Source organism: Variovorax paradoxus (assembly GCF_902712855.1).
GTDB lineage: Bacteria > Pseudomonadota > Gammaproteobacteria > Burkholderiales > Burkholderiaceae_C > Variovorax > Variovorax paradoxus_Q.
Map to the genome: position 1 here is coordinate 2107689 of NZ_LR743507.1, position 22103 is coordinate 2129791.

Genomic DNA, 22103 nt, shown 5'->3' on the forward strand with positions numbered 1-22103 from the left:
CGGATGGATCGCGCTGATTTTGTTCACCTGGTTCGACTGAGCGAGCATGCCAGTGCGGACGACAGTGCGCGCTACCGACGCAGCGTGGCGGCCTTTGCTGCGCTCGGTTACCTGTGGGTGCTGGGCTGCCTCGCGCTCGCGGTAGGCCTCATTGTCTGGGTGCTGTCCTCGATCAGGGAAGAGCGTTTCAGTTTCACCCGCGGCTGGCTGCTGCTGTTCGCGGGCGGCCTTCTCTGGGCCACGCTGCGGGCGCTGTGGGTTCGCTTCGACGAGCCCGATGGGGTGGAGCTGCAGCGCGACGATGCGCCTGCGCTTTTCGAGGCACTGGACCGCATCCGCAGCAAGATCAAGGGGCCGCCGGTCCACCATGTCTACCTCGACGACGAATTCAACGCGAGCATCCGGCAGGTGCCGCGCTTCGGGCTGTTCGGCGGCGCGATCAACTCGCTGAGCATCGGCCTGCCGCTGTTGATGATGCTCGACCGGCGGCGGCTGCTGTCGGTGCTGGCGCACGAGTACGGCCACCTGCGCGGCAACCACGGCAGGCTGAGTGCCTGGATCTACCGCACCCGGCTGTCGTGGCTCAAGCTGGATGCCAACCTGCAGCGCAACGAGGGCGTGATGGCGCTGTTCTCGCAGGCCTTCTTCCGCTGGTACTTTCCGCGCTTCGCCGCCAAGACCTTCGCGCTCGCCCGCCAGGACGAATACGAGGCCGACCGCATTTCCGGCCGGCTGCTGGGCACTTCGGTGGCCGCCGCTGCACTGACCGAGATCGCCATCAAGGGCAGCTGGTACGCCAACGAGTTCTGGCCCTCGCACTGGGCCCGCGCCGAGCACGAACCGCAGCCGCCCGGCCCCTTCGCCGCCCTGCGCAAGCGGGTCCGGACGCCGCCCGACGAGCACTTCGCACGCCAGGCGCTGCGCGAGGCGATGCGCCGCGTCAGCGACCTGGAGGACACCCACCCGGTGCTGCGCGATCGGCTCGAGGCGCTCGACCAGAAGGCCGCGCTGCCCGAATGGTCGCAGCGCTCGGCGCTCGAGTTGCTGGCCGACCGGAAGAAGTGGATCGAGTATTTCGACGTCCGCTGGCGCCGCGCGCACGCAGCCGACTGGAAGCAGCACCATGCGCACCGCTCGCGAATTCGCGAGCGCATCGCCGTTCTGGCTGCGCGCGGCGAGCACAACACACCCGACGAGATGGTCGAATGGGCCGACTCGGAGCGGCGGCTCGATCCGGCGGCGCCGGTGCGCGATCGCTACGAGATCGCGCTGCAGATCGCACCGGAGCATCCGGGTGCGCTGCGGGGCCTGGCGCAGATGCTGCCTTCGGGCGACCGTGCCGCGCGGCTTGGTGTGCTGGAGCGCCTGCACGCCTCAGGTGCGGCCAGCCGCTGGTGGGCGGCCCGCAGCGCGGTGGCTTCGCTCGAGGACCCCGATGCGGGGCCGCACGACGAAGAGGGCCTCAAGCTGTGGCGCGGCCGCCTCAAGGACGCCGAGGAGGCCGAAACGCGCGCCTGGGAGGAAATCACCGGCACGCCGTTCTTCAGCCAGATCTCGCGCCACGACCTCAATGACTACGAACTGGGCGAACTGCGGGCCGACCTCGTGCGCTGCCTGCCGGCGTCTCGCGCCTGGCTGGTACGCAAGAACCTGCGCGAATTCCCGTGGCGCCGTGCCTATATCGTGTTCGTCGATTTCCCGGGGCTCGACGACGACGACCGCTGGCAGATGTGCCGCCAACTGGAACAGACGCTGACCCTGCCGGGGGCTGCGCTGGTGCTGTGGGCGGGGCATTCGCCCACCGTGGAGGACGTCGAGCGGCAGGCCTTCGGCGAGGTCTGGACGCGCGCCGTCTAGGCATTCAGCTTGTAGCGGCCGGGCGGCACGGCTTGGCTGAGACAATCGGGGCATGCACCCCAAAGCCCTGTTGGAGGCCACCGCCGATCTGGTCGGCCTTGTCCTGAAATTCGATCACCCGGCCGACCAGGTCGTTTCGCGATTTTTCCGCGACCACCGCGAGTTCGGCCCGCGCGAGCGCGCGACGCTCGCCGAAACCGTCTACACCGTGCTTCGCAAGAAGCTGCTGTTCGACCATCTCTCACCGTCGGGCACCGGCTCGAAGGAGCGTCGGATGGCGATCCTGGGCTTTCACGGCCCGCGCGACTTCCTGAAGAGCGCGCTCAACGACACCGAGAAGCGGTGGCTCGACAACTGCGATGCAGTCAAGCCCGACGACCTGCTCGAGCGCCATCGCCACAACCTGCCCGAATGGCTCGTCGCGCCGCTCAAGGCGCAGCTGGGCGACGGCTTCTGGCCACTGGTCGAAAGCCTGCAGCAGCCGGCGCCGCTCGACTTGCGCGTCAACGCGCTCCATGACAAACGCGCGGACGTGAAGGCGGAGCTTGCGAAGGCTGCTATCAAATCCGAAGCGACTCCGTTCTCGCCGTGGGGTTTGCGCATCAATGGCAAGCCCGCGCTGACCAAGCTCGACGCTTTCGCGCGTGGGGCCATCGAAGTACAGGACGAAGGCTCGCAATTGCTGGCGCTGCTGCTGGACGCCAAGCGTGGCGAGATGGTGGTCGATTTCTGCGCCGGCGCAGGCGGCAAGACGCTGGCGATCGGCGCGACCATGCGCAACACGGGGCGGCTGTACGCCTTCGACACCTCGGCTCACCGGCTGGACGCGCTCAAGCCCCGCCTGGCGCGCAGCAAGCTGTCGAACGTGCATCCAGCCGCGATCGCGCACGAGCGCGACGACCGGATCAAGCGCCTGGCGGGCAAGATCGACCGCGTGCTGGTCGACGCACCGTGCTCGGGCCTCGGGACGCTTCGGCGCAATCCGGACCTGAAATGGCGCCAATCGGCCAAATCGGTCGAGGAATTGACGGTCAAGCAGGCGGCCATCCTGCAAAGCGCGGCGCGGCTCGTGAAGTCGGGCGGGCGTCTGGTTTACGCCACGTGCAGCGTGTTGCCAGAGGAAAACGAAGCCATCGCAGAGGCTTTCGGAGCCGCCAACCCCGACTTCGAGCCCTTAGATGCAGCGGAACTGCTGCAAGGGCTGAAAGTGGAGGGTTTCGAGGCCCTGTGCGCCGGGGGAGAGGGCGGCAGGCGCTATCTTCGGCTGTGGCCGCACCTGCACGCGACCGACGGCTTCTTTGCTGCGGTGTGGAACCGCAAATAGGCGCGGTACTCCAAACTAGGGTTAATCTGCGCTTTTCTTGAAGGTTTAAGGGGCCTGAATTAGGCCCACCCATTTAAAATCGCCGGTTACCTGAAGGCCGCACCTTCGTGTGGCCATGGAGTACCTGACTCAATGTTGCTTCCTGACTCCGCCGTTCTAAATGCGGCCATCCAATGGCTCGGACACGGCCTGTGGGACATCGCATGGTGGCAAGTCGTGCTGTACACGCTCGTCACCACGCACATCACGATCGCTGCGGTCACGATCTTCCTGCACCGGACGCAAACGCACCGGGCGATGGATCTGGGCCCGATCCCCTCTCATTTCTTCCGTTTCTGGCTGTGGATCGGCACCGGCATGGTGACGAAGGAATGGGTTGCCATTCACCGCAAGCACCACGCGAAGTGCGAAACCGTCGATGATCCGCATAGCCCGCAGGTCAAGGGTATTGACGAGGTGCTCTGGCGCGGCGCCGAACTCTATCGCGCCGAGTCGAAGAACAAGGAAACGATGGAGCGCTATGGTCACGGTACGCCCGATGACTGGATCGAGCGCAACCTGTATTCGCGCTACAGCTGGCAAGGCGTGGGCCTGATGCTGGTCCTGAACCTGGCATTGTTCGGCACGCTCGGTATGGCCGTGTGGGCGGTACAGATGCTGTGGATTCCCATTACTGCCGCCGGCGTCATCAACGGCATCGGCCATTACTGGGGTTACCGCAATTTCGAGGCGCAGGACGCCAGTCGCAACATCATGCCCTGGGGCCTGATCATCGGCGGCGAAGAACTGCATAACAACCACCACACCTATCCGACCTCGGCCAAGTTCTCGGTCAAGAAGTACGAGTTCGACATCGGCTGGATTTATATCCAGGCCTTCCAGAAGATCGGCTGGGCCAAGGTGAAGAAGGTGCCGCCCAAGATGCAGATGGGCGATATCCAGCCCGTAGCCAACGAAAAGACGCTCGAGGCGCTCATTGCCAATCGCTACGAGGTCATGGCGGGCTATGCGCGCGAAATGCGTCGTGCCACAAGCCTCGAGCTGGATGCGCTGAAGACCAAAGGGGCCGACCTTTCGGGGCTCAAGGCGGCCAAGCGCTGGCTGCATCGCGACGACGACAAGGTGCCGGCATCGGCTCGTACCCACGTTGTGCAGGCTCGGGCTGCTCACCCGGTGCTCGACAAGATGGTCACGATGCGCGAAGAGTTGCGACAGCTCTGGTTGAATACCTCGCAATCGCGTGAGCAACTGGCAGCCGACTTGGCAGCTTGGTGCCATCGTGCGGAAGCCAGTGGCATCGCAGGTCTGCGCGACTTCTCGACCCGTCTGCGCGCCGCTCGCGCCTGACGCACCGCTTTCCGTTTGTGAAAAAGCCGGCTTGAGGGCCGGCTTTTTTATGCCTGTCACATCTGAGATTCCCTGGTCTGTCGGCTTACGCAAAGGGTGCCAGATGAGATCAACAGCCAACAAAAAACCCGCTGGGTAAGCAGCGGGTTTTTTGTTTGGAAGAACAGGGCTGAATTACTTCAGCTTGATTTCCTTGTATTCGACGTGCTTGCGCGCCTTCGGGTCGAACTTCATGATCGACATCTTTTCAGGCATCGTCTTCTTGTTCTTGCTGGTCGTGTAGAAGTGGCCGGTACCCGCGGTGGATTCCAGCTTGATCTTTTCGCGTCCGCCTTTGCTCGTTGCCATGATTCAGCTCCTTAAGCTTGGCCGCGTGCGCGCAGGTCTGCGAGCACGGCGTCGATGCCGTTCTTGTCGATCAGGCGCAGGGCAGCGCTCGAAACACGCAGGCGAACCCAGCGGTTTTCAGTCTCGACCCAGAAACGGCGGTATTGCAGGTTCGGGAGGAACCGGCGCTTGGTTTTGTTGTTGGCGTGGGAAACGTTGTTTCCGACCATCGGGCCTTTGCCCGTTACGTCGCATACGCGTGCCATGAGGACACTCTTTCTTGAACAGCTGGCACCGCCTGCAACCAGAAATCGCAGAGGTGTTTTGCAGCTTGACCTCGCCAGAAAACGGGTGGCGGTACCCCGGCTTTGCCGCATCGCCGCATCGTGAAGAGGACGGCCCTATTTCGGCAAAGCCTCGGATTATAGCCCCATTGCCCGGTGATGTGGCTGGTTGCTCAGAGCGTGCCGTCCTGCTCCAGAAAGCGTTGGGCGTCCAACGCGGCCATGCAGCCGGTGCCGGCGCTGGTGATTGCTTGGCGGTACACGTTGTCCTGGACGTCGCCTGCAGCGAAGACGCCCGGAATGCTGGTCATCGTCGCGAACCCTTGCAGGCCGGACCGGGTCAGGATGTAGTTGTCCTTCATTTCCAACTGCCCCTGGAAGATGTCGGTGTTCGGATGGTGGCCGATGGCGATGAAGCATCCCTTGAGGTCAATCTGCTCGGTGGCGCCGGTCTGGGTGTTCTTGATGCGGATGCCGGTCACGCCCGAATCGTCGCCCAGCACCTGGTCAAGCTCGTTGTGCAGCTTCAGCACGATCTTGCCTTCCGATACTTTCTCCATCACCTTGTCGATCAGGATGGGCTCGGCGCGGAACTTGTCGCGGCGGTGCACCAGCGTCACCTTGTTGGCGATGTTGGCGAGATACAGCGCTTCCTCTACAGCAGTGTTGCCACCGCCGATCACGCACACCTCCTGCTCGCGATAGAAGAAGCCGTCGCAGGTGGCACACGCCGACACGCCGCGGCCCATGAACTTCTCCTCGGAATCGAGACCGAGATACTTGGCCGATGCGCCGGTTGCAATGATCAGCGAATCGCAGGTGTACGTCCCGCTGTCTCCGGTCAGCGTGAACGGGCGCTTGCTCAGATCGACCTTGTTGATATGGTCGAAGACGATCTGCGTCTTGAAGCGCTCGGCGTGCTCAAGAAAGCGCTGCATGAGTTCCGGGCCCTGCACGCCGTGAACGTCGGCGGGCCAGTTGTCGACCTCGGTGGTCGTCATGAGTTGGCCGCCCTGGGCAATGCCGGTGATGAGCAATGGCTTCAGGTTTGCGCGTGCCGCATAGACGGCCGCGGTATAGCCGGCGGGGCCGGAACCGAGAATCAGAACCTTGGCGTGTTGGGAAGCGGACATGAGTAGAAAACCTAGGATTTGCGCTGCGGCAGCGTGTACATTTTCAGGGTGGTAGCGATATATGTGGAGTATCACTGCCCGGTTCAACACCGGGTAAACGGTGTTTTCAATGCGCGCGATTGTAGTAATCCATCGGCTCGTCTTCTGGGCTGCTCCGCGCGCCGTCTCAGGGATTCATGAATGTCGATGCTGTCCAACCTTGAATTGCTTCGGCGCGTTCCATTGTTCGCGTCGCTGACGGCCACGCAGTCCGCAAGCATCGCGGACGCGATCATCAAGAAGCGCTTCAAGCGCGCGGAGGTCGTCGTCGAGCAGGGCAAGAAGTCCGATGCGCTCTATATCATCCTCACAGGACGGGCACGCGTCACGAGCGCAGACAGTCGCGGTCGCGAAGTCATCCTCGCCACGCTGCACCCAGGCGACTACCTCGGCGAAATGAGCCTGATCGACGATGAGCCGCACTCGGCCACCGTGCGCACCGAAATCCAGTGCGACGTGCTCATGCTGGGCCGCGACGCATTCGCGCGTTGTCTGCCCGAAAACTCTTCCATGGCCTACAACATCATGCGTGGCCTGGTGCAGCGTCTGCGTCATGCCGACCGCAAGATCGAATCGCTGGCATTGATGGACGTCTACGGCCGTGTCGCTCGTTCGCTCCTCGAGTTCGCCATCGAGGACGGTGCCGGCAACCTCAAGGTGCGCGACAAGATCTCGCGCCAGGATCTGGCAAAGATGGTCGGTGCCTCGCGCGAAATGGTGAGCCGCGTGATGAAGGATCTGGAAGAGCGTGGCTTCGTGCAGACCCAGGAAGACGGGTCGATGATCGTCAAGGAACGGCTCCTGTCGCTGGCTTGAGCCAGCGGGCCGGGCGTGCCGTTGCTGGCGCTCCGGCCTTTTGTTGTAGTGTTCGTGCGGCCGGCCCTGGCTTTTCCGGGCCGGGCGCCGTGTTTTCATGACCTATTCGCTCAATACGCTTCAATCTTCTTCTGCCGCCGAGGGCCAACCCGTGCGCGTGCGCGCCATGCGGTTCGCCCACGAAATCACGTTGATCGCAGGATTTGCAGCGCTGCTGTTCTGGCTGCTCTCCATGCTGAGCTTCACGCCCTCCGACGCCGCTTGGTCGACATCGGGGACGGGTGGCGAAATCAAGAACTGGGGCGGCCGCATCGGCGCCTGGCTCGCCGATGGCAGCTATTTCTTGGCTGGCTATTCCGTCTGGTGGTGCCTCGCCGCAGGGTTGCGTGCCTGGCTTTCGTCGCTGGCCAACTGGCTGCGTGGTGGCGAGCCTGCGTCCGCAGCCGAGCAACAACCGCCGCGTGGCCGTTTCAACCGCAGCCGACTGGCATTCTGGTTCGGCCTGCTCCTGCTGTTGTGCGCAAGTGCCGTGCTCGAGTGGTCGCGCCTCTATCGCCTTGAATCGCACCTGCCGGGTTCCGGCGGCGGCGTGCTGGGATACCTGGTCGGACCGGCCAGCGTGCGCTGGATGGGTTTCACCGGATCGGCGCTGATGGCCATTGCCGGCGGCGTGATCGGCTCCGCGCTGGTCTTCCGGTTCTCGTGGAGCTTGATTGCCGAGCGCATCGGCGCGCGCGCCTATTCGCTGTTCGAGTCGCGCCGCGAGAAGCGCGAGATGGCTGCCGACATCGCGATGGGTAAGCAGGCTGCCCGCGAGCGTGCCGGTGATGAGGAGCCCGCACCTGCGCCTGCGGCCCGCACGAAGAAAACCCGTGCCTCCAAGGAACCCGCATTCGGCGACTCCGTGCCGATGGAACCGAGCTTCGAGGACGAGGTCGACGTCGCCGAGCCGCCGCCCAAGCGCCGCGTGCCGTCGCCGCCGGTGCAGATCGAGCCCGCGATGACCGAAGTGCCGCGAAGCGATCGCGTCGTCAAGGAGCGCCAGAAGCCGCTCTTCAAGGAACTCCCCGACAGCAAGCTGCCGCAGGTCGACCTGCTCGATGCGGCACAGGCGCGCCAGGAAACCGTCTCTTCCGACACGCTCGAGATGACCTCTCGCATGATCGAGAAGAAGCTCAAGGACTTCGGCGTCGAAGTGCGCGTGGTGTTGGCGTCGCCCGGACCCGTGATCACGCGCTACGAGATCGAGCCTGCCACCGGCGTGAAGGGCTCGCAGATCGTCAACCTCGCGAAGGACCTGGCGCGTTCGCTGTCGCTGGTGTCGATCCGCGTGGTGGAGACCATTCCCGGCAAGAACTACATGGCGCTCGAGTTGCCGAACGCCAAGCGCCAGTCGATCAAGCTCAGTGAAATCCTGGGTTCTCAGGTCTACAACGAAGGCAAGTCGATGCTCACCATGGGCCTCGGCAAGGACATCATCGGCAACCCCGTGGTGGCCGACCTCGCGAAGATGCCGCACGTGCTGGTGGCCGGCACCACCGGCTCGGGCAAGTCGGTGGGCATCAACGCGATGATCCTGTCGTTGCTCTACAAGGCCGAGGCACGCGACGTCCGCCTGCTCATGATCGACCCGAAGATGCTCGAGATGTCGGTATACGAAGGCATCCCGCACCTGTTGGCGCCCGTTGTGACCGACATGCGCCAGGCCGCACACGGCCTGAACTGGTGCGTGGCCGAGATGGAGCGCCGCTACAAGCTCATGAGCAAGCTCGGCGTGCGCAACCTTGCCGGCTACAACACCAAGATCGACGAGGCCAAGGCGCGCGAGGAGTTCATCTACAACCCCTTCAGCCTGACGCCCGACGATCCGGAACCGCTGAAGCGCGAACCGCACATCGTCGTCGTCATCGACGAATTGGCCGACCTGATGATGGTCGTCGGCAAGAAGATCGAAGAACTCATTGCCCGCCTTGCGCAGAAGGCGCGCGCAGCCGGCATCCACCTCATCCTGGCCACGCAGCGTCCCAGTGTCGACGTGATCACCGGCCTGATCAAGGCCAACATCCCGACCCGCATCGCGTTCCAGGTGTCGAGCAAGATCGACAGCCGCACCATCCTTGACCAGATGGGGGCTGAAGCGCTGCTCGGCATGGGCGACATGCTCTACATGCCGAGCGGCACCGGCCTTCCGATCCGCGTGCACGGCGCGTTCGTGAGCGACGAGGAAGTGCACCGCGTGGTGGCCTATCTCAAGAGCCAGGGTGAGCCGGACTACATCGAGGGCGTCCTCGAAGGTGGCACGGTCGATGGCGACGGTGACGGCGACCTGCTGGGCGGCAGCGATGGCGAAAAGGACCCCATGTATGACCAGGCGGTCGAAGTCGTGCTGAAGAACCGCAAGGCCAGCATCTCGCTTGTCCAGCGCCATTTGAAGATCGGCTACAACCGAGCGGCGCGCCTCGTCGAGGACATGGAAAAGGCCGGTCTGGTCAGTGCCATGAGCGGCAGCGGGCAGCGCGAAATTCTGGTGCCTGCGCGCGCGGCGGAATAAATCCGGGCCTTCAATTCCTTTTCGGCCCGGTAACGTACTGAAAGGCAATTTGCAAATGCGCGCGGTCGCATTGCAAATCTTCATCGAGGCCTACACCTGCCGCAATTCAAGGCAGTTAGGGTCGAAGCAAGTGTCGCAGTCGCGGCGCAGCCAACCAACAGCTATTGCGAGGAATCCAAATTGAAATTGCGCCATTGGCTGCTGATCGGCCTCCTGTGTTCCGCCAATGCGTGGGCAGGGGGGCTTGAAAGCCTCGAAACCTTCGTCAAGACGGTCAAGTCCGGCCGTGCCGAATTCACCCAGACCGTGACTGCGCCGGCACGCGAGGGGCAGCCGGGCCGTACAAAGACTTCGACCGGCACTTTCGAATTCCAGCGACCCGGCAAGTTCAAGTTCGACTATCAGAAGCCCTTCGCGCAGAGCATCGTGGCCGACGGCAAGACGCTGTGGCTGTACGACGCGGACCTGAATCAGGTCACGCAGCGCGCGCAGGCACAGGCGCTGGGTTCCACGCCCGCGGCGCTGATCGCCGCGGCGCCCGATCTGCGGGCCTTGCAGGCCGATTTCACGCTGGAGGCCGCGCCGGAGCGCGACGGACTGCAATGGGTGAAGGCCATGCCGAAGAACAAGGACGGCCAGCTGCAGAGCGTGCAGGTCGGCTTCCAAGGCGACGCGCTGGCCGCGCTCGAGATTCTCGACAGCTTCGGCCAGCGCTCGGTGCTCAAGTTCAGCAAGGTGGAGGTGAATCCGTCGCTGCCGGCCAGCGTGTTCGACTTCAAACCGCCTGCCGGCGCTGACGTCGTCAAGCAGTAAACCGGCAACGCCACAACAGTCACGCCCGCAGGTTTGGCCACCGCCCATCAACCTCTCGCCGAACGCCTGCGTCCGAAGACGCTCGGCGAAGTGATCGGCCAGCAGCACTTGCTCGGACCGGGCATGCCGCTGCGCATCGCCTTCGAGTCGGGCCAGCCGCATTCCTGCATCCTGTGGGGGCCTCCCGGCACCGGCAAGACCACCATCGCGCGGCTCATGGCCGACGCCTTCGACGCGCAGTTCCTCAGCATCAGTGCCGTGCTCGGCGGCGTGAAGGACATCCGCGAAGCGGTCGACCGCGCAACCTCGGCACGCGATGGGCTTGAGCAGCAGCGCACCATCGTCTTCGTGGACGAGGTGCACCGTTTCAACAAGAGCCAGCAGGACGCGTTTCTGCCGCATGTGGAATCGGGCCTCTTCACCTTCATCGGTGCGACCACCGAAAACCCGTCTTTCGAGGTCAACTCCGCGTTGCTGTCGCGTGCCGCCGTCTACGTGCTGCAGTCGCTCGACGAAGACGACCTCAAGCAGATCGTCGCGCGTGCGCAGGCCATCCAGGCGGTGCCCGGGATCAAGACCGCCGCGGTCGACCGCCTCGTGGCATATGCCGATGGCGATGCACGCCGGCTGCTCAACACGCTCGAGACCCTCGCCGTGGCCGCACGGGCCGAGAAGCTCGAGCACATCACCGACGAATGGCTGCTGCGCGTGCTCGGCGAGCGCATGCGCCGGTACGACAAGGGCGGCGAGCAGTTCTACGACACCATCAGCGCGCTGCACAAGTCGGTGCGCGGCAGCGACCCCGATGCCGCGCTCTACTGGTTCGTGCGCATGCTCGACGGCGGCGCCGATCCGCGCTACATGGCACGGCGCCTCGTGCGCATGGCCAGCGAGGACATCGGGCTGGCCGATCCACGCGCGCTTCGGCTGGCGCTCGACGCGGCCGAGGTGTACGAGCGGCTGGGTACCCCCGAGGGCGAGCTCGCGCTGGCCGAATGCGTGGTCTACCTTGCCGTCGCCCCGAAGTCGAACGCCGTCTACAAGGCCTACAACGCGGTGCGCGCACTGATCAAGAAGGACAGCACGCGCCCGGTGCCCATGCACCTGCGCAATGCGCCGACCAAGCTCATGAAGGAGCTCGACTACGGCAAGGGCTACCGATATGCGCACGACGAGGAGGGAGGTTTCGCTGCCGGCGAACGCTATCTTCCCGATGGCCTGGAGGGCCAGGTTTTCTACGAGCCGGTGGATCGCGGACTCGAAATCCGCATCGGCGAAAAGCTGCGCGAACTGCGCCGGCTGAACGCTGAAGGCAACGACTGATACTGTCTTGCAACACGCCCGCAAACAGGGCATGACCCCACGCGCATACAGCATGAGGTGAGCGGGTAAACCCCGGTCAACACGCACCAAATCAGCGCTGGGGCGTGACTACAATCCCGCCCACAAATCCGCCGGCGACACATGTTGGCTGGTTTTTTGCTTGTCATGCCAAGGGCGCCAAACCGGTGCCCGGTGGGTGAATGGCACCCCGCAAACGGTGCAACACATAGGGAAACGCGTTATGGACATTTTGCTGCAGCAGATCATCAACGGTCTGGTACTCGGCAGCATGTATGCCTTGATAGCCTTGGGCTACACAATGGTGTACGGCATCATCAATCTGATCAACTTTGCCCACGGAGAGGTGTTGATGGTGGGAGCTCTGACGAGCTGGACCATCATCGGGCTCATGAAGGACGGCATGCCCAACACGCCGGGCTGGCTGGTCCTCCTGATTGCATTGATCATCGCCTGCGTCGTCGCGGCAACCCTCAATTTCGTGATCGAGAAAGTGGCCTACCGGCCGCTGCGCAACAGTCCCAAGCTCGCACCGCTCATCACGGCCATCGGCATGTCGATCCTGCTGCAGACGCTGGCCATGATCATCTGGAAGCCGACGAACAAGGCCTATCCCAACCTGCTGCCCACCGACCCGATCCATCTCGGCGGCGCAGTCATCTCTCCCACGCAGGTCATGATCCTGAGCGTCACGGCGTTCTCGCTCGTGGTGCTCATGTGGCTCGTCAACTACACCAAGCTCGGCCGCGCCATGCGCGCCACCGCGGAGAACCCGCGCGTTGCCGCGCTCATGGGCATCCGCCCCGACATGGTCATCTCGGCCACCTTCATCATCGGTGCCGTGCTCGCGGCCATTGCCGGCGTGATGTACGCATCCAACTACGGCATCGCGCAACATGCGATGGGCTTCCTGCCTGGTCTGAAGGCCTTCACCGCTGCAGTGTTCGGCGGCATCGGCAACCTGGCCGGTGCGGTGGTCGGCGGCATTCTGCTCGGCCTGATCGAAGCCATCGGCTCGGGCTATATCGGAACGCTGACGGGCGGTGTGCTCGGCAGCAACTACAGCGACATCTTCGCGTTCATCGTGCTGATCGTCATGCTCACGCTGCGGCCTTCCGGCCTGCTGGGCGAACGCGTGGCGGACCGTGCCTGAGGAGCAGCGAACCATGAAGAACAGCAAGAACCTCGCCCTCTACGTCATCGGCGCCATCGCCGTGCTCGCGCTGCCGCTGCTGCTGCAGATGCAGGGCAATGCGTGGGTGCGCATCGCCGACATCGCATTGCTCTACGTGCTGCTGGCCCTGGGCCTGAACATCGTGGTCGGCTATGCCGGCCTGCTCGACCTGGGCTACGTGGCATTTTTCGCGGTGGGAGCCTACCTCTTCGCGCTCATGGGCTCGTCGCACCTGACCGAGACCTTCCCATGGTTCGCGCAGATGTTCCCGAACGGCCTGCACACCTCGCTGCTGATCGTGATTCCGCTGGCACTGGTGGTGGCTGCCGTGCTCGGCGTGCTGCTCGGTGCGCCCACGCTCAAGCTGCGCGGCGACTACCTCGCCATCGTGACGCTGGGCTTCGGCGAAATCATCCGCGTGTTCCTGAACAACCTGGACCAGCCGGTCAACATCACCAACGGTCCGAAGGGCATCACCGCCATCGATTCCATCAAGTTCTGGGGGCTCGACCTCGGCAAGGCATGGAAGTTCGACGGCTTCACCATCTCGTCGGTGTCCCTCTACTACTACCTGTTCCTGGCGCTCGTGATTGCTACTGTGATCATTTCGCATCGCCTGCAGATCTCGCGCATCGGCCGCGCATGGATGGCCATCCGCGAGGACGAGATCGCCGCCAAGGCCATGGGCATCAACACCCGCAACATGAAACTGCTGGCGTTCGGCATGGGCGCGAGCTTCGGTGGCGTGTCGGGTGCCATGTTCGCCGCGTTCCAGGGCTTCGTGTCGCCGGAGTCCTTCAGCCTGATGGAGTCGGTGATGATCGTTGCCATGGTCGTGCTGGGTGGCATCGGCCACCTGCCCGGCGTGATCCTGGGCGCCATCCTGCTGGCAGCGTTGCCCGAAGTGCTGCGCTACGTGGCCGGCCCGCTGCAGTCCATGACCGGCGGCCGGCTCGACGCGTCCATCCTGCGCCAGCTGTTCATCGCGCTGGCCATGATCGTCATCATGCTGGTTCGCCCCCGCGGCCTCTGGCCCTCGCCCGAGCATGGCAAGACGCTGACCAAGAAGGGCGGCGTGCCCGTCGACCCGGCCCATGCGGCCGTGGCTCCGGGCTCGCTGCAGACGCACGCGCCTGGCGTCGACACGCCCGCCGACGAGTTGCCCGGTGCGGCATCGCGCCCCATGTCGATCAATCCGTGAACGCCGAAGGAGAAATCAACATGACGACGACAACGGACACCATCCTCGACGTTCGCGGTATCTCCAAGCGCTTCGGCGGCTTGCAGGCGCTTTCGGACGTGGGCATCACCATCAAGCGCGGCCAGGTGTACGGCCTGATCGGCCCCAACGGCGCGGGCAAGACCACGTTCTTCAACGTGATCACCGGCCTGTACACGCCGGACAGCGGCACCTTCGAGCTCGCTGGCAAGCCGTACCAGCCGACGGCGGTCCACGAAGTGGCCAAGGCAGGCATTGCACGCACGTTCCAGAACATCCGGCTGTTCGCCGAAATGACGGCGCTCGAGAACGTCATGGTCGGGCGGCACATCCGCACCAACTCGGGCGTGTTCGGTGCCATCCTGCGCACCGGCAGCTTCAAGGCGGAAGAGAAGGCCATCGCCGACCGTGCCCAGGAGCTGCTCGACTACGTCGGCATCGGCAAGTTCGCCGACTACAAGGCGCGCACGCTGAGCTATGGCGACCAGCGCCGCCTGGAAATCGCGCGCGCGCTGGCCACCGACCCGCAGCTCATCGCGCTCGACGAACCCGCCGCGGGCATGAACCTGACCGAGAAGGTCGCGCTGCGCGAGCTGATCGACCGCATCCGCCGCGACAACCGGACCATCCTGATCATCGAGCACGACGTGAAGCTCATCATGGGCCTGTGCGACCGCGTCACCGTGCTGGACTACGGCAAGCAGATTGCCGAAGGAACGCCGATGGACGTGCAGAAGAACGAGAAGGTGATCGAGGCCTACCTCGGCACCGGAGGCCATTGACATGACGACAGCAACGATGAGCGAACAAGTGAATACGTCCGGCGCCGCGCAGACGCAAACGCAGGCCGGTGGCAAGACGCTGCTGAAGGTCAGCGGCCTCAAGGTGGGCTACGGCGGCATTCAGGCCGTGAAGGGAGTGGACTTCGAGGTGCGCGAGGGCGAGCTGGTCTCGCTGATCGGCTCCAACGGCGCCGGCAAGACCACCACGATGAAGGCGATCACCGGCACGCTGCCGGCGGGCGCCGGACACATCGAGTTCCTGGGCCGCAGCATCAAGGGCCGCGGCGCCTGGGATCTCGTGGGCGAGGGTCTCGTGATGGTGCCGGAAGGCCGTGGCGTGTTCACGCGCATGACCATCACCGAGAACCTGCAGATCGGCGCCTACATCCGCAAGGACAAGGCTGAGATCGCCAGCGACATGGAACGTGTCTTCGTGACCTTTCCGCGCCTGCGCGAGCGCAAGGACCAGCTGGCAGGCACCATGTCGGGCGGCGAGCAGCAGATGCTGGCCATGGGCCGCGCATTGATGGCGCGCCCCAAGGTGCTGCTGCTGGACGAACCCACCATGGGCCTGTCGCCGATCATGTGCGACAAGATCTTCGAGGTGGTCCAGACCGTGGCGTCCCAGGGCGTGACCATCCTGCTGGTGGAGCAGAACGCCAACCGCGCCCTGCAGCTGGCAGACCGCGGCTACGTGATGGAGTCGGGCCTCATCACGATGAACGGAGACGCCAAGCAACTGCTCAGCGATCCGCGCGTGCGGGCCGCCTACCTCGGCGAGTAACGCGAGCGCAACGCAGCGCCGACGCTTTTTCACCCTCGAGAAATACCGTGGAACCGGCTTTGCCGGGCCGCGGTATTGCCCCCGCGAAGAGGGCGACCCGACACGAAGCCCGCGCAGCCTGGTGGCGTTCAGTCGACCTTTGCGCCCGTCGCCTTGACGACCGCTTCGTACTTGGAGAGCTCGCTCTTCATGAACGCACCGAACTGCTCCGGCGAACTCGCCACCGGCTCGGCCAGCAGGCCGGCGAAGCGGGTCTTCGTTTCGGGCGCGTTCAGCGCCGCCACGAAGGCCTGGTTGAGCTTCACGACCACATCGTGTGGTGTGCCGGCCGGGGCGACGAGCCCCCACCAGGTGTCGATCGAGAAGCCCTTGAGCGTGTCCGCGATCGGCGGCACGTCGGGCAGCGAACTGCTGCGCTGCAGCGTCGTCACTGCAATGGCCTTCAGCTTGCCCGAGCGGATGTTCGGTGCGGCGGTGGCGAGGTTGTCGAAGTTGAAGTCGACCTGGCCCGAGATCAGTGCCAGCTGTGCCGGGCTTCCGCCGTTGTATGGAATGTGCAGCGCGAAGATACCTGCTTCCTTCTTGAACAGCTCTCCCGCCAGGTGGCCGGCGCTGCCGTTGCCGCCGCTGCCGTAATTGAGCTTGGCGGGGTTGGCCTTGGCATAGCGGATCAGGTCAGCCACGCTGTTGATGTTCAGCCGCCTGGCGGTATCGGCGTTCATCACGAGCACGTTGGGCACGCGGACCATCTGCGTGATGGGCGCGAAGTCGGTCGCGGCATTGAACGGGATCTTGTTGTACAGCCACGGGTTCACCGCATTGGTCGCGGTGGCCGCGATGCCGATGGTCAGGCCGTCGGCGGGTGCCTTGGCCACGATGTCGGCCCCGATGTTGCCGCCCGCGCCGGGCTTGTTGTCGATGATGACCGTGCCCAGCGAGTCCCTCACTCGCTCTGCGAGGATGCGTGCGGTGTTGTCAATCGGGCCGCCCGCCGCGTACGGCACCACGAGGCGGATGGGGCGCTGCTGTTGCGCCAGCGCCTGGCTCGCACCCAGCAGGGCGGTGGTGCTGGCGAGGAGGGTGAGGAGGAAGTGTCTCGTTTTCATTGTTTTTGCGGTTGGTCTGAGGAAATCCAGGGGGTCCGGGGAACGGTCAGGGCAAGGCCTTGTCGGCTTCCGTCGTGAACGCGTCGGCGAAGAACTCCTCTTCTGGCAGGCCCGCCAGCGCCACGTAGTCGCGCTTGGCCGAGTCGACCACGACGGGCGCGCCACAGGCGTAGACCTGATGACCCGACAGGTCGGCGAAGTCTTCGAGCACGGCCTGGTGGACGAAGCCGGTGCGGCCGGTCCAGTTGTCCTCCGGCGTGGCGTTCGAAATGACGGGCACGTAGCGCAGTTGCGGCATCCGTTCGATCTGCTCGCGCAGCCAGGCATCCATGTACAGGTCTTCGGGGCGGCGGCCGCCCCAGTAGAGCGACACGGGCCGGACGATGGACTTGAACTGCATGTGCTCCAGCAGCGCCTTGATCGGCGCGAAGCCCGTGCCCGAGGCCAGCAGCACGATCGGCTTGTCGGAGTCCTCGCGCAGGAAGAAGCTGCCGAAGGGCCCTTCGATGCGCAGGATTTCCTTTTCCTTCATCGTGCCGAAGACGTGATCGGTGAACTTGCCGCCCGGCAGGTGGCGCAGGTGCAGTTCGATGCCGGTACCCGGCACGCCCACGGTGTGGGGCGCATTGGCCATCGAATAGCTGCGGCGCGCGCCGTCGCGCAGGATGAATTCCACGTACTGGCCCGCATGGAACTGCAGTGGCTCGCCGGCCGGCAACTGCAGGCGCACCATCATCACGTCGTGCGACAGCCGCGTGAGGCCCTGCACCCGCACCGGCATCTTGCGGATCGGCATCGCGCCGGCCTCGGTCACCTGGCGCGACTCGAGCACCACGTCGCTGGTGGCGTGGGCGCAGCAGGTCAGCACGAGGCCGGCAAGCTGTTCTTCGGCGCTCAGGGCCTTGCTCTGGTGCGGGCCGAGCGTGACCTCGCCCGAGAGCTTCTTGCACTTGCAGGAGCCGCAGGCGCCGTCCTTGCAGCCGTAGGGGAGGCCGATGCCCTGGCGGATGCCGGCTGCCAGGATGGTTTCATCGCCCTGGACCACGAAATGTCGTCCGCTCGGTTCGACGGTGATGGAAAAGCCCGCCTCGTGCGGCGCGGTAGCAGTCATCGGTATTCTTCGGGGGTAAAACGCGTCCCGGCCTGCATGCAACGCCGGGATCAACTGAATTCGGACAGGGACCACGATTTTGCCTTCAATCAATAGCCCCTCCGGCGCCTTGCCGGCGCGGTTCCGCCGCGAACGGCTGCTCATCGTCGGCTGCGGCGACGTCGGCCAGCGCGTGGCGCGCGACCTGCGCGGCCGTGTGCAGCTCGTGGCGCTCACTTCGTCGGCCGACCGGGTCGAAGGCCTGCGCAAGGCCGGCATCCGCCCGCTGCTGGGCAACCTGGACGACACGGCCACGCTGCGCCGGCTCGCCGGCATCGCGACCCGCGTATTGCACCTGGCCCCACCCGCGCGCGACGGCGGCGCCGCCTGGTGGCGCGACCAGCGCACCACCGGCCTGGCGCGCGCCCTGCGGCTGCGCTCGGCGCCATCGACTTTCGTGTACGGCTCGACCAGCGGTGTCTACGGCAATTGCGAAGGCGCCCGCGTCAGCGAAACCCGGGGCGTGCGTCCCGACACGCCGCGCGCGCATCGCCGCGTGGACGCCGAACGTGCCGTGCGCTGGCTGGGCCGCAGCACCGGCGTGCACGCCAGCATCCTGCGCATTCCCGGCATCTACGCGCCCGACCGAGAGAACGGCACCCCGCGCGGCCGCCTGGAACGCGGCACCCCCGTGCTGCGGCGCGAAGACGACGTCTATACCAACCACATCCATGCCGACGACCTGGCGCGGGCCTGCGTGGCGGCGCTGTTCCGCGGCAAGCCGCAGCGCATCGTGCACGCCTCGGACGACACCGAGCTGCGCATGGGCGACTACATCGACCTGGCCGCCGACCTGTACGGCATGCCACGTCCGCCGCGCGTGGCGCGCGGCGAGGCCGAACGGCAATTGCCGCTGCAGCTGCTGAGTTTCATGGGGGAATCGCGCCTGCTCGACAACACGCGGCTCAAGCGCGAACTGCGCGTGCGGTTGATGTATCCGACGGTGCACACTGGCCTGCGCGAGCGGGCCTGACTGGGAGGGGAGACGCAGCCCCTTCCACAAACACCGCGGAACCGGCTTGGCCGGGCTGCTGGTGCTCCCCCGGTAGGGTTGGTGCAGCGAACACGAAGTGCCGCGAAGCCTGGGGGGCGAGTCAAAGTGTGGTGCCCGGGGCCGGAATCGAACCGGCACACCTTTCGGTGGGGGATTTTGAGTCCCCTGCGTCTACCAATTTCACCACCCGGGCAGGGTTCTGAAGCAAGCCCAAAATTATGGCACAGTGGCTGGCATGAATTATCCGACGATCGAAGACGCCATCGGCAAGACCCCCCTGGTCGCACTGCAACGCATCAATGCCGCAGAAAACGCCAAGCGTGGCAACGTGATTCTCGGCAAGCTCGAAGGCAACAACCCCGCAGGGTCGGTCAAGGACCGCCCGGCGCTCTCGATGATCAAGCGCGCGGAGGAGCGCGGCGAGATCAAGCCCGGCGACACCCTGATCGAAGCCACCTCCGGCAACACCGGCATCGCGCTGGCCATGGCTGCGGCCGTCAAGGGCTACCGCATGGTGCTCATCATGCCGGAGGACCTCTCCGTCGAGCGCGCCCAGACCATGAAGGCCTTCGGCGCCGAGCTCGTGCTCACGCCCAAGAGCGGCGGCATGGAATACGCCCGCGACCTCGCCGAGCAGATGGTGGCGCAGGGCAAGGGCCGCGTGCTCGACCAGTTCGCCAATCCCGACAACCCGCGCATCCATTACGAGACCACCGGCCCCGAGATCTGGGCCGACACCAAAGGCAAGATCACGCACTTCGTGAGCGCCATGGGCACCACCGGCACCATCACCGGCGTGTCGCGCTTCCTGAAGGAAAAGAACCCCGCGGTGCGCATCATCGGCGCGCAGCCGGCCGAAGGCTCGCGCATCCCGGGCATCCGCAAGTGGCCCGCCGAATACATGCCCAAGATCTTCGATCCGAGCCGCGTGGACCAGGAAATCAGCGTGAGCCAGGACGACGCCGAGGAAATGTGCCGGCGTCTCGCGCGCGAAGAGGGCATCTTCGGCGGCATCTCGGCGGCTGGCGCCTTGTGGGCCGCCCTGGAGGTGTCGAAGACCGTCGAGAACGCGACCATCGTGTTCGTTGTCTGCGACCGTGGCGACCGGTATCTCTCGACCGGCGTGTTCCCGGCCTGATCGCCATTCCACTGCCCGCATCGCGCGGGCAGCGCCATAAAAAGAAAAGAGACCCCATGCCTCATCCCAAGTTCTGCCAGGTCTGCGCCACCCCGCTCGAATGGATCGCTCTGATGGAAGACGGCGGTCCCAAGGAACGCCTGCGCTGCCCCAACTGCGGCCACACCCACTGGAACAATCCCACGCCGGTGCTCGCGGCGATCGTCGAGTACCGCGGGCAGGTGCTGCTGGCGCGCAATGCCGCGTGGCCAGGCAAGATGTTCGCGCTCATCACGGGGTTCATGGAAGCCGGCGAGACGCCCGAGGAGGGCATTGCGCGCGAGGTGAAGGAAGAGACCAATCTCGACGTCAGCGCCACGAAGATCGTGGGCGCCTATGACTTCCAGCGCATGAACCAGGTCATCATTGCCTACCACGTGGTGGCCGATGGCGAGGTGAAGCTCTCGCCCGAACTGGTCGACTACCGCCTCTACGACCTGCCGGACCTCAAGTGCTGGCCCGCCGGCACCGGCTATGCGCTCGCCGACTGGCTGCGCACGCGCGGCCACGAGCCCGTGTTCTTCACCGCGGCAGAGAACGAAGAGCGCCGCCGCGGGCTGAACCTCCCGCCGGAGCCAGGCAATGCAAGTTGACCGCGAGCTCGACACGCGCGGACTGAACTGCCCGTTGCCGATCCTGAAAGCCAAGAAGTCGCTCAACGAGATGGCCAGCGGTCAGCTGCTGAAGGTGGTGTCGACCGACCCCGGATCGATCCGCGACTTCCAGGCCTTCGCGCGCCAGACCGGCAACGAGCTGATGGCGCAGGAGACGGTGGGCAGCGACTTCATCCACGTGCTGAAGCGCCGCTGACCGACGAAGACAGATTCATCGCCAAAGAAAAAGGGCCGCTGTTGCGGCCCTTGTCTTTTCTCGAGCGGATCGAACGCAATTACAGCTTCAGGCTCTTGAGGTACTCGCGGAATTCCGCCCCCACTTCAGGGTGCGCCAGCGCCAGTTCGACCGACGCCTGCAGGAAACCTTCCTTGCTGCCGCAGTCGTAGCGGGTGCCCTTGTACGAGTAGGCGTAGACCGATTCCTTCTTCATCAGTGCGGCGATGCCGTCCGTCAGCTGGATCTCGCCGCCCGCGCCCTTGGGCTGGTTGCGGATCTCGTCGAACACGCCCGGCGTGAGGATGTAGCGGCCGGCCACGCCCAGGCGCGACGGTGCATCCTCGGGCTTCGGCTTCTCGACCATCTTGCTGACCTTCACCAGGCCCTCTTCGATCGCGTCGCCGGCCACGATGCCGTAGCGCTTGACGTGCTCCAGCGGCACCTCCTGTACCGCCAGCAGCGAACCGCCGAGGCGGTTGAATGCGGCGGTCATCTGGGCCAGCACCGGTTCGCCGCCCTTGGGGCCGACCATCAGGTCGTCCGCCAGCAGCACGGCGAAGGGTTCGTTGCCCACCAGGTGCTCCGCGCAGAGCACCGCGTGGCCCAAGCCCAGCATGCGGGGCTGGCGCACGTAGGAGCAGGTCATGTCGTCGGGCATGACCGAGCGCGCAATGTTGAGCAGGGCGGTCTTGCCGCTGGCCTCGAGCTGGCTCTCGAGCTCGTAGGCGGTGTCGTAGTGGTCCTCGATGGCGCGCTTGTTGCGGCCGGTCACGAAGATCATGTCGCGGATGCCCGCGGCGTAGGCTTCTTCGACGGCGTACTGGATCAGCGGCTTGTCGACCACCGGCAGCATTTCCTTGGGCTGTGCCTTGGTGGCGGGCAGAAAGCGGGTACCAAAGCCCGCAACAGGAAATACAGCCTTGCGAATACGTGTCGGTGAAGTGGACATGGGCAGGTCGGCTCAGGTTCGTTGGAAGATGTGAATCAGTGTGCCGGAACGGCAGGCAATCGCAAGCGATTCGCAAGCAATTGCCAAACCAGCATCCTAAACGCC

At 64.9% G+C, this 22103-nt stretch carries 21 protein-coding genes and 1 tRNA gene; 15 read left to right on the forward strand and 7 right to left on the reverse strand.

What is annotated here, in order from left to right; all coding sequences use genetic code 11:
* The first annotated feature begins 3 nt into the window (after positions 1-3).
* The 3 genes from AACL56_RS09415 to AACL56_RS09425 all read left to right on the forward strand — a co-directional run bounded on the left by AACL56_RS09415 (position 4) and on the right by AACL56_RS09425 (position 4528).
* Entirely contained in the window at positions 4-1857 is a 1854-nt protein-coding gene (locus tag AACL56_RS09415) for a M48 family metalloprotease (RefSeq protein ID WP_339089575.1), read from the forward strand.
* A gap of 52 nt (positions 1858-1909) precedes the next feature.
* Positions 1910-3181: an RsmB/NOP family class I SAM-dependent RNA methyltransferase gene (locus AACL56_RS09420; protein WP_339089576.1), complete on the forward strand. Its 1272-nt coding sequence runs from the start codon at positions 1910-1912 to the stop codon at positions 3179-3181.
* Positions 3182-3313: 132 nt separating this feature from the next.
* A complete protein-coding gene (locus AACL56_RS09425) occupies positions 3314-4528 on the forward strand; it encodes a DesA family fatty acid desaturase (protein WP_339089577.1) in 1215 nt (404 codons plus the stop codon).
* A 174-nt stretch (positions 4529-4702) separates the two neighbouring features.
* Here the strand turns inward: AACL56_RS09425 and rpmG are convergent, their stop codons facing one another.
* The 3 genes from rpmG to trxB all read right to left on the reverse strand — a co-directional run bounded on the left by rpmG (position 4703) and on the right by trxB (position 6272).
* The gene (gene rpmG, locus AACL56_RS09430) at positions 4703-4876 is read right to left on the reverse strand and encodes a 50S ribosomal protein L33 (RefSeq protein WP_007830291.1); all 174 of its coding nucleotides are present in this window, start codon (positions 4874-4876) and stop codon (positions 4703-4705) included.
* 11 nt (positions 4877-4887) lie between these two features.
* On the reverse strand, positions 4888-5121 hold the full coding sequence (rpmB, locus tag AACL56_RS09435) for a 50S ribosomal protein L28 (RefSeq protein WP_007830293.1): 234 nt from the start codon (positions 5119-5121) through the stop codon (positions 4888-4890).
* Between the two features lie 191 nt (positions 5122-5312).
* Entirely contained in the window at positions 5313-6272 is a 960-nt protein-coding gene (gene trxB / locus AACL56_RS09440; protein WP_339092837.1) for a thioredoxin-disulfide reductase, read from the reverse strand.
* 180 nt (positions 6273-6452) lie between these two features.
* Between trxB and AACL56_RS09445 the strand changes: the two genes are divergently transcribed.
* From AACL56_RS09445 to AACL56_RS09480, 8 genes are all read left to right on the forward strand, one after another.
* Positions 6453-7127 (forward strand): Crp/Fnr family transcriptional regulator, encoded by a 675-nt coding sequence (locus AACL56_RS09445; RefSeq protein ID WP_093123707.1) that lies wholly within the window; start codon positions 6453-6455, stop codon positions 7125-7127.
* Between the two features lie 97 nt (positions 7128-7224).
* Positions 7225-9678, forward strand: a complete 2454-nt coding sequence (locus AACL56_RS09450) for a DNA translocase FtsK (RefSeq protein ID WP_339089586.1) — start codon at positions 7225-7227, stop codon at positions 9676-9678.
* 180 nt (positions 9679-9858) lie between these two features.
* Positions 9859-10491 carry an outer membrane lipoprotein chaperone LolA gene (gene lolA / locus AACL56_RS09455; RefSeq protein WP_339089587.1) on the forward strand — a complete coding sequence of 211 codons (633 nt, stop codon included), beginning with the start codon at positions 9859-9861 and terminating at the stop codon, positions 10489-10491.
* A gap of 33 nt (positions 10492-10524) precedes the next feature.
* A complete protein-coding gene (locus tag AACL56_RS09460; protein WP_339089588.1) occupies positions 10525-11814 on the forward strand; it encodes a replication-associated recombination protein A in 1290 nt (429 codons plus the stop codon).
* 241 nt (positions 11815-12055) lie between these two features.
* Positions 12056-12985, forward strand: a complete 930-nt coding sequence (locus tag AACL56_RS09465; RefSeq protein ID WP_339089589.1) for a branched-chain amino acid ABC transporter permease — start codon at positions 12056-12058, stop codon at positions 12983-12985.
* Positions 12986-12998: 13 nt separating this feature from the next.
* Entirely contained in the window at positions 12999-14207 is a 1209-nt protein-coding gene (locus AACL56_RS09470; protein WP_339089590.1) for a branched-chain amino acid ABC transporter permease, read from the forward strand.
* 20 nt (positions 14208-14227) lie between these two features.
* Positions 14228-15007 (forward strand): ABC transporter ATP-binding protein, encoded by a 780-nt coding sequence (locus tag AACL56_RS09475; RefSeq protein ID WP_339089591.1) that lies wholly within the window; start codon positions 14228-14230, stop codon positions 15005-15007.
* A 16-nt stretch (positions 15008-15023) separates the two neighbouring features.
* The gene (locus tag AACL56_RS09480) at positions 15024-15791 is read left to right on the forward strand and encodes an ABC transporter ATP-binding protein (RefSeq protein ID WP_339092838.1); all 768 of its coding nucleotides are present in this window, start codon (positions 15024-15026) and stop codon (positions 15789-15791) included.
* Positions 15792-15919: 128 nt separating this feature from the next.
* Here AACL56_RS09480 and AACL56_RS09485 read toward each other — a convergent pair whose 3' ends face one another.
* Both AACL56_RS09485 and AACL56_RS09490 read right to left on the reverse strand, forming a co-directional pair.
* A complete protein-coding gene (locus tag AACL56_RS09485; RefSeq protein ID WP_339089592.1) occupies positions 15920-16897 on the reverse strand; it encodes a Bug family tripartite tricarboxylate transporter substrate binding protein in 978 nt (325 codons plus the stop codon).
* Between the two features lie 46 nt (positions 16898-16943).
* The gene (locus AACL56_RS09490; protein WP_339089593.1) at positions 16944-18008 is read right to left on the reverse strand and encodes a CDP-6-deoxy-delta-3,4-glucoseen reductase; all 1065 of its coding nucleotides are present in this window, start codon (positions 18006-18008) and stop codon (positions 16944-16946) included.
* 79 nt (positions 18009-18087) lie between these two features.
* Here AACL56_RS09490 and AACL56_RS09495 point away from each other — a divergent pair, with 79 nt between their 5' ends.
* Complete coding sequence (locus AACL56_RS09495) at positions 18088-19020, forward strand: NAD-dependent epimerase/dehydratase family protein (RefSeq protein WP_339089594.1); 933 nt, start codon at positions 18088-18090, stop codon at positions 19018-19020.
* 129 nt (positions 19021-19149) lie between these two features.
* On the opposite strand, the gene AACL56_RS09500 is transcribed toward AACL56_RS09495, so the two are convergent.
* Positions 19150-19234 (reverse strand) — tRNA-Leu (locus AACL56_RS09500).
* Positions 19235-19276: 42 nt separating this feature from the next.
* On the opposite strand from AACL56_RS09500, the gene cysM reads away from it, so the two are divergent.
* From cysM to AACL56_RS09515, 3 genes are read left to right on the forward strand one after another with little or no spacing between them, the layout of a single operon-like run.
* On the forward strand, positions 19277-20179 hold the full coding sequence (gene cysM / locus AACL56_RS09505; RefSeq protein WP_339089595.1) for a cysteine synthase CysM: 903 nt from the start codon (positions 19277-19279) through the stop codon (positions 20177-20179).
* 56 nt (positions 20180-20235) lie between these two features.
* Positions 20236-20811 carry an NUDIX domain-containing protein gene (locus AACL56_RS09510; RefSeq protein WP_019654253.1) on the forward strand — a complete coding sequence of 192 codons (576 nt, stop codon included), beginning with the start codon at positions 20236-20238 and terminating at the stop codon, positions 20809-20811.
* Entirely contained in the window at positions 20801-21028 is a 228-nt protein-coding gene (locus tag AACL56_RS09515; RefSeq protein ID WP_339089596.1) for a sulfurtransferase TusA family protein, read from the forward strand. Before AACL56_RS09510 ends, AACL56_RS09515 begins: the two co-directional genes overlap by 11 nt.
* Positions 21029-21107: 79 nt before the next feature.
* Here the strand turns inward: AACL56_RS09515 and galU are convergent, their stop codons facing one another.
* Positions 21108-21998, reverse strand: a complete 891-nt coding sequence (galU, locus tag AACL56_RS09520) for a UTP--glucose-1-phosphate uridylyltransferase GalU (RefSeq protein WP_339089597.1) — start codon at positions 21996-21998, stop codon at positions 21108-21110.
* Between the last annotated feature and the right edge of the window lie 105 nt (positions 21999-22103).

What these genes read in the sequence shown, in the direction of transcription:
- AACL56_RS09415 (WP_339089575.1), top strand. Translation starts at nt 4, where the DNA reads ATGGATCGCGCTGATTTTGTTCACCTGGTTCGACTGAGCGAGCATGCC.
- AACL56_RS09420 (WP_339089576.1), top strand. Translation starts at nt 1,910, where the DNA reads ATGCACCCCAAAGCCCTGTTGGAGGCCACCGCCGATCTGGTCGGCCTT.
- AACL56_RS09425 (WP_339089577.1), top strand. Translation starts at nt 3,314, where the DNA reads ATGTTGCTTCCTGACTCCGCCGTTCTAAATGCGGCCATCCAATGGCTC.
- rpmG (WP_007830291.1), bottom strand. Translation starts at nt 4,876, where the DNA reads ATGGCAACGAGCAAAGGCGGACGCGAAAAGATCAAGCTGGAATCCACC.
- rpmB (WP_007830293.1), bottom strand. Translation starts at nt 5,121, where the DNA reads ATGGCACGCGTATGCGACGTAACGGGCAAAGGCCCGATGGTCGGAAAC.
- trxB (WP_339092837.1), bottom strand. Translation starts at nt 6,272, where the DNA reads ATGTCCGCTTCCCAACACGCCAAGGTTCTGATTCTCGGTTCCGGCCCC.
- AACL56_RS09445 (WP_093123707.1), top strand. Translation starts at nt 6,453, where the DNA reads ATGTCGATGCTGTCCAACCTTGAATTGCTTCGGCGCGTTCCATTGTTC.
- AACL56_RS09450 (WP_339089586.1), top strand. Translation starts at nt 7,225, where the DNA reads ATGACCTATTCGCTCAATACGCTTCAATCTTCTTCTGCCGCCGAGGGC.
- AACL56_RS09465 (WP_339089589.1), top strand. Translation starts at nt 12,056, where the DNA reads ATGGACATTTTGCTGCAGCAGATCATCAACGGTCTGGTACTCGGCAGC.
- AACL56_RS09470 (WP_339089590.1), top strand. Translation starts at nt 12,999, where the DNA reads ATGAAGAACAGCAAGAACCTCGCCCTCTACGTCATCGGCGCCATCGCC.
- AACL56_RS09475 (WP_339089591.1), top strand. Translation starts at nt 14,228, where the DNA reads ATGACGACGACAACGGACACCATCCTCGACGTTCGCGGTATCTCCAAG.
- AACL56_RS09480 (WP_339092838.1), top strand. Translation starts at nt 15,024, where the DNA reads ATGAGCGAACAAGTGAATACGTCCGGCGCCGCGCAGACGCAAACGCAG.
- AACL56_RS09485 (WP_339089592.1), bottom strand. Translation starts at nt 16,897, where the DNA reads ATGAAAACGAGACACTTCCTCCTCACCCTCCTCGCCAGCACCACCGCC.
- AACL56_RS09490 (WP_339089593.1), bottom strand. Translation starts at nt 18,008, where the DNA reads ATGACTGCTACCGCGCCGCACGAGGCGGGCTTTTCCATCACCGTCGAA.
- cysM (WP_339089595.1), top strand. Translation starts at nt 19,277, where the DNA reads ATGAATTATCCGACGATCGAAGACGCCATCGGCAAGACCCCCCTGGTC.
- AACL56_RS09510 (WP_019654253.1), top strand. Translation starts at nt 20,236, where the DNA reads ATGCCTCATCCCAAGTTCTGCCAGGTCTGCGCCACCCCGCTCGAATGG.
- AACL56_RS09515 (WP_339089596.1), top strand. Translation starts at nt 20,801, where the DNA reads ATGCAAGTTGACCGCGAGCTCGACACGCGCGGACTGAACTGCCCGTTG.
- galU (WP_339089597.1), bottom strand. Translation starts at nt 21,998, where the DNA reads ATGTCCACTTCACCGACACGTATTCGCAAGGCTGTATTTCCTGTTGCG.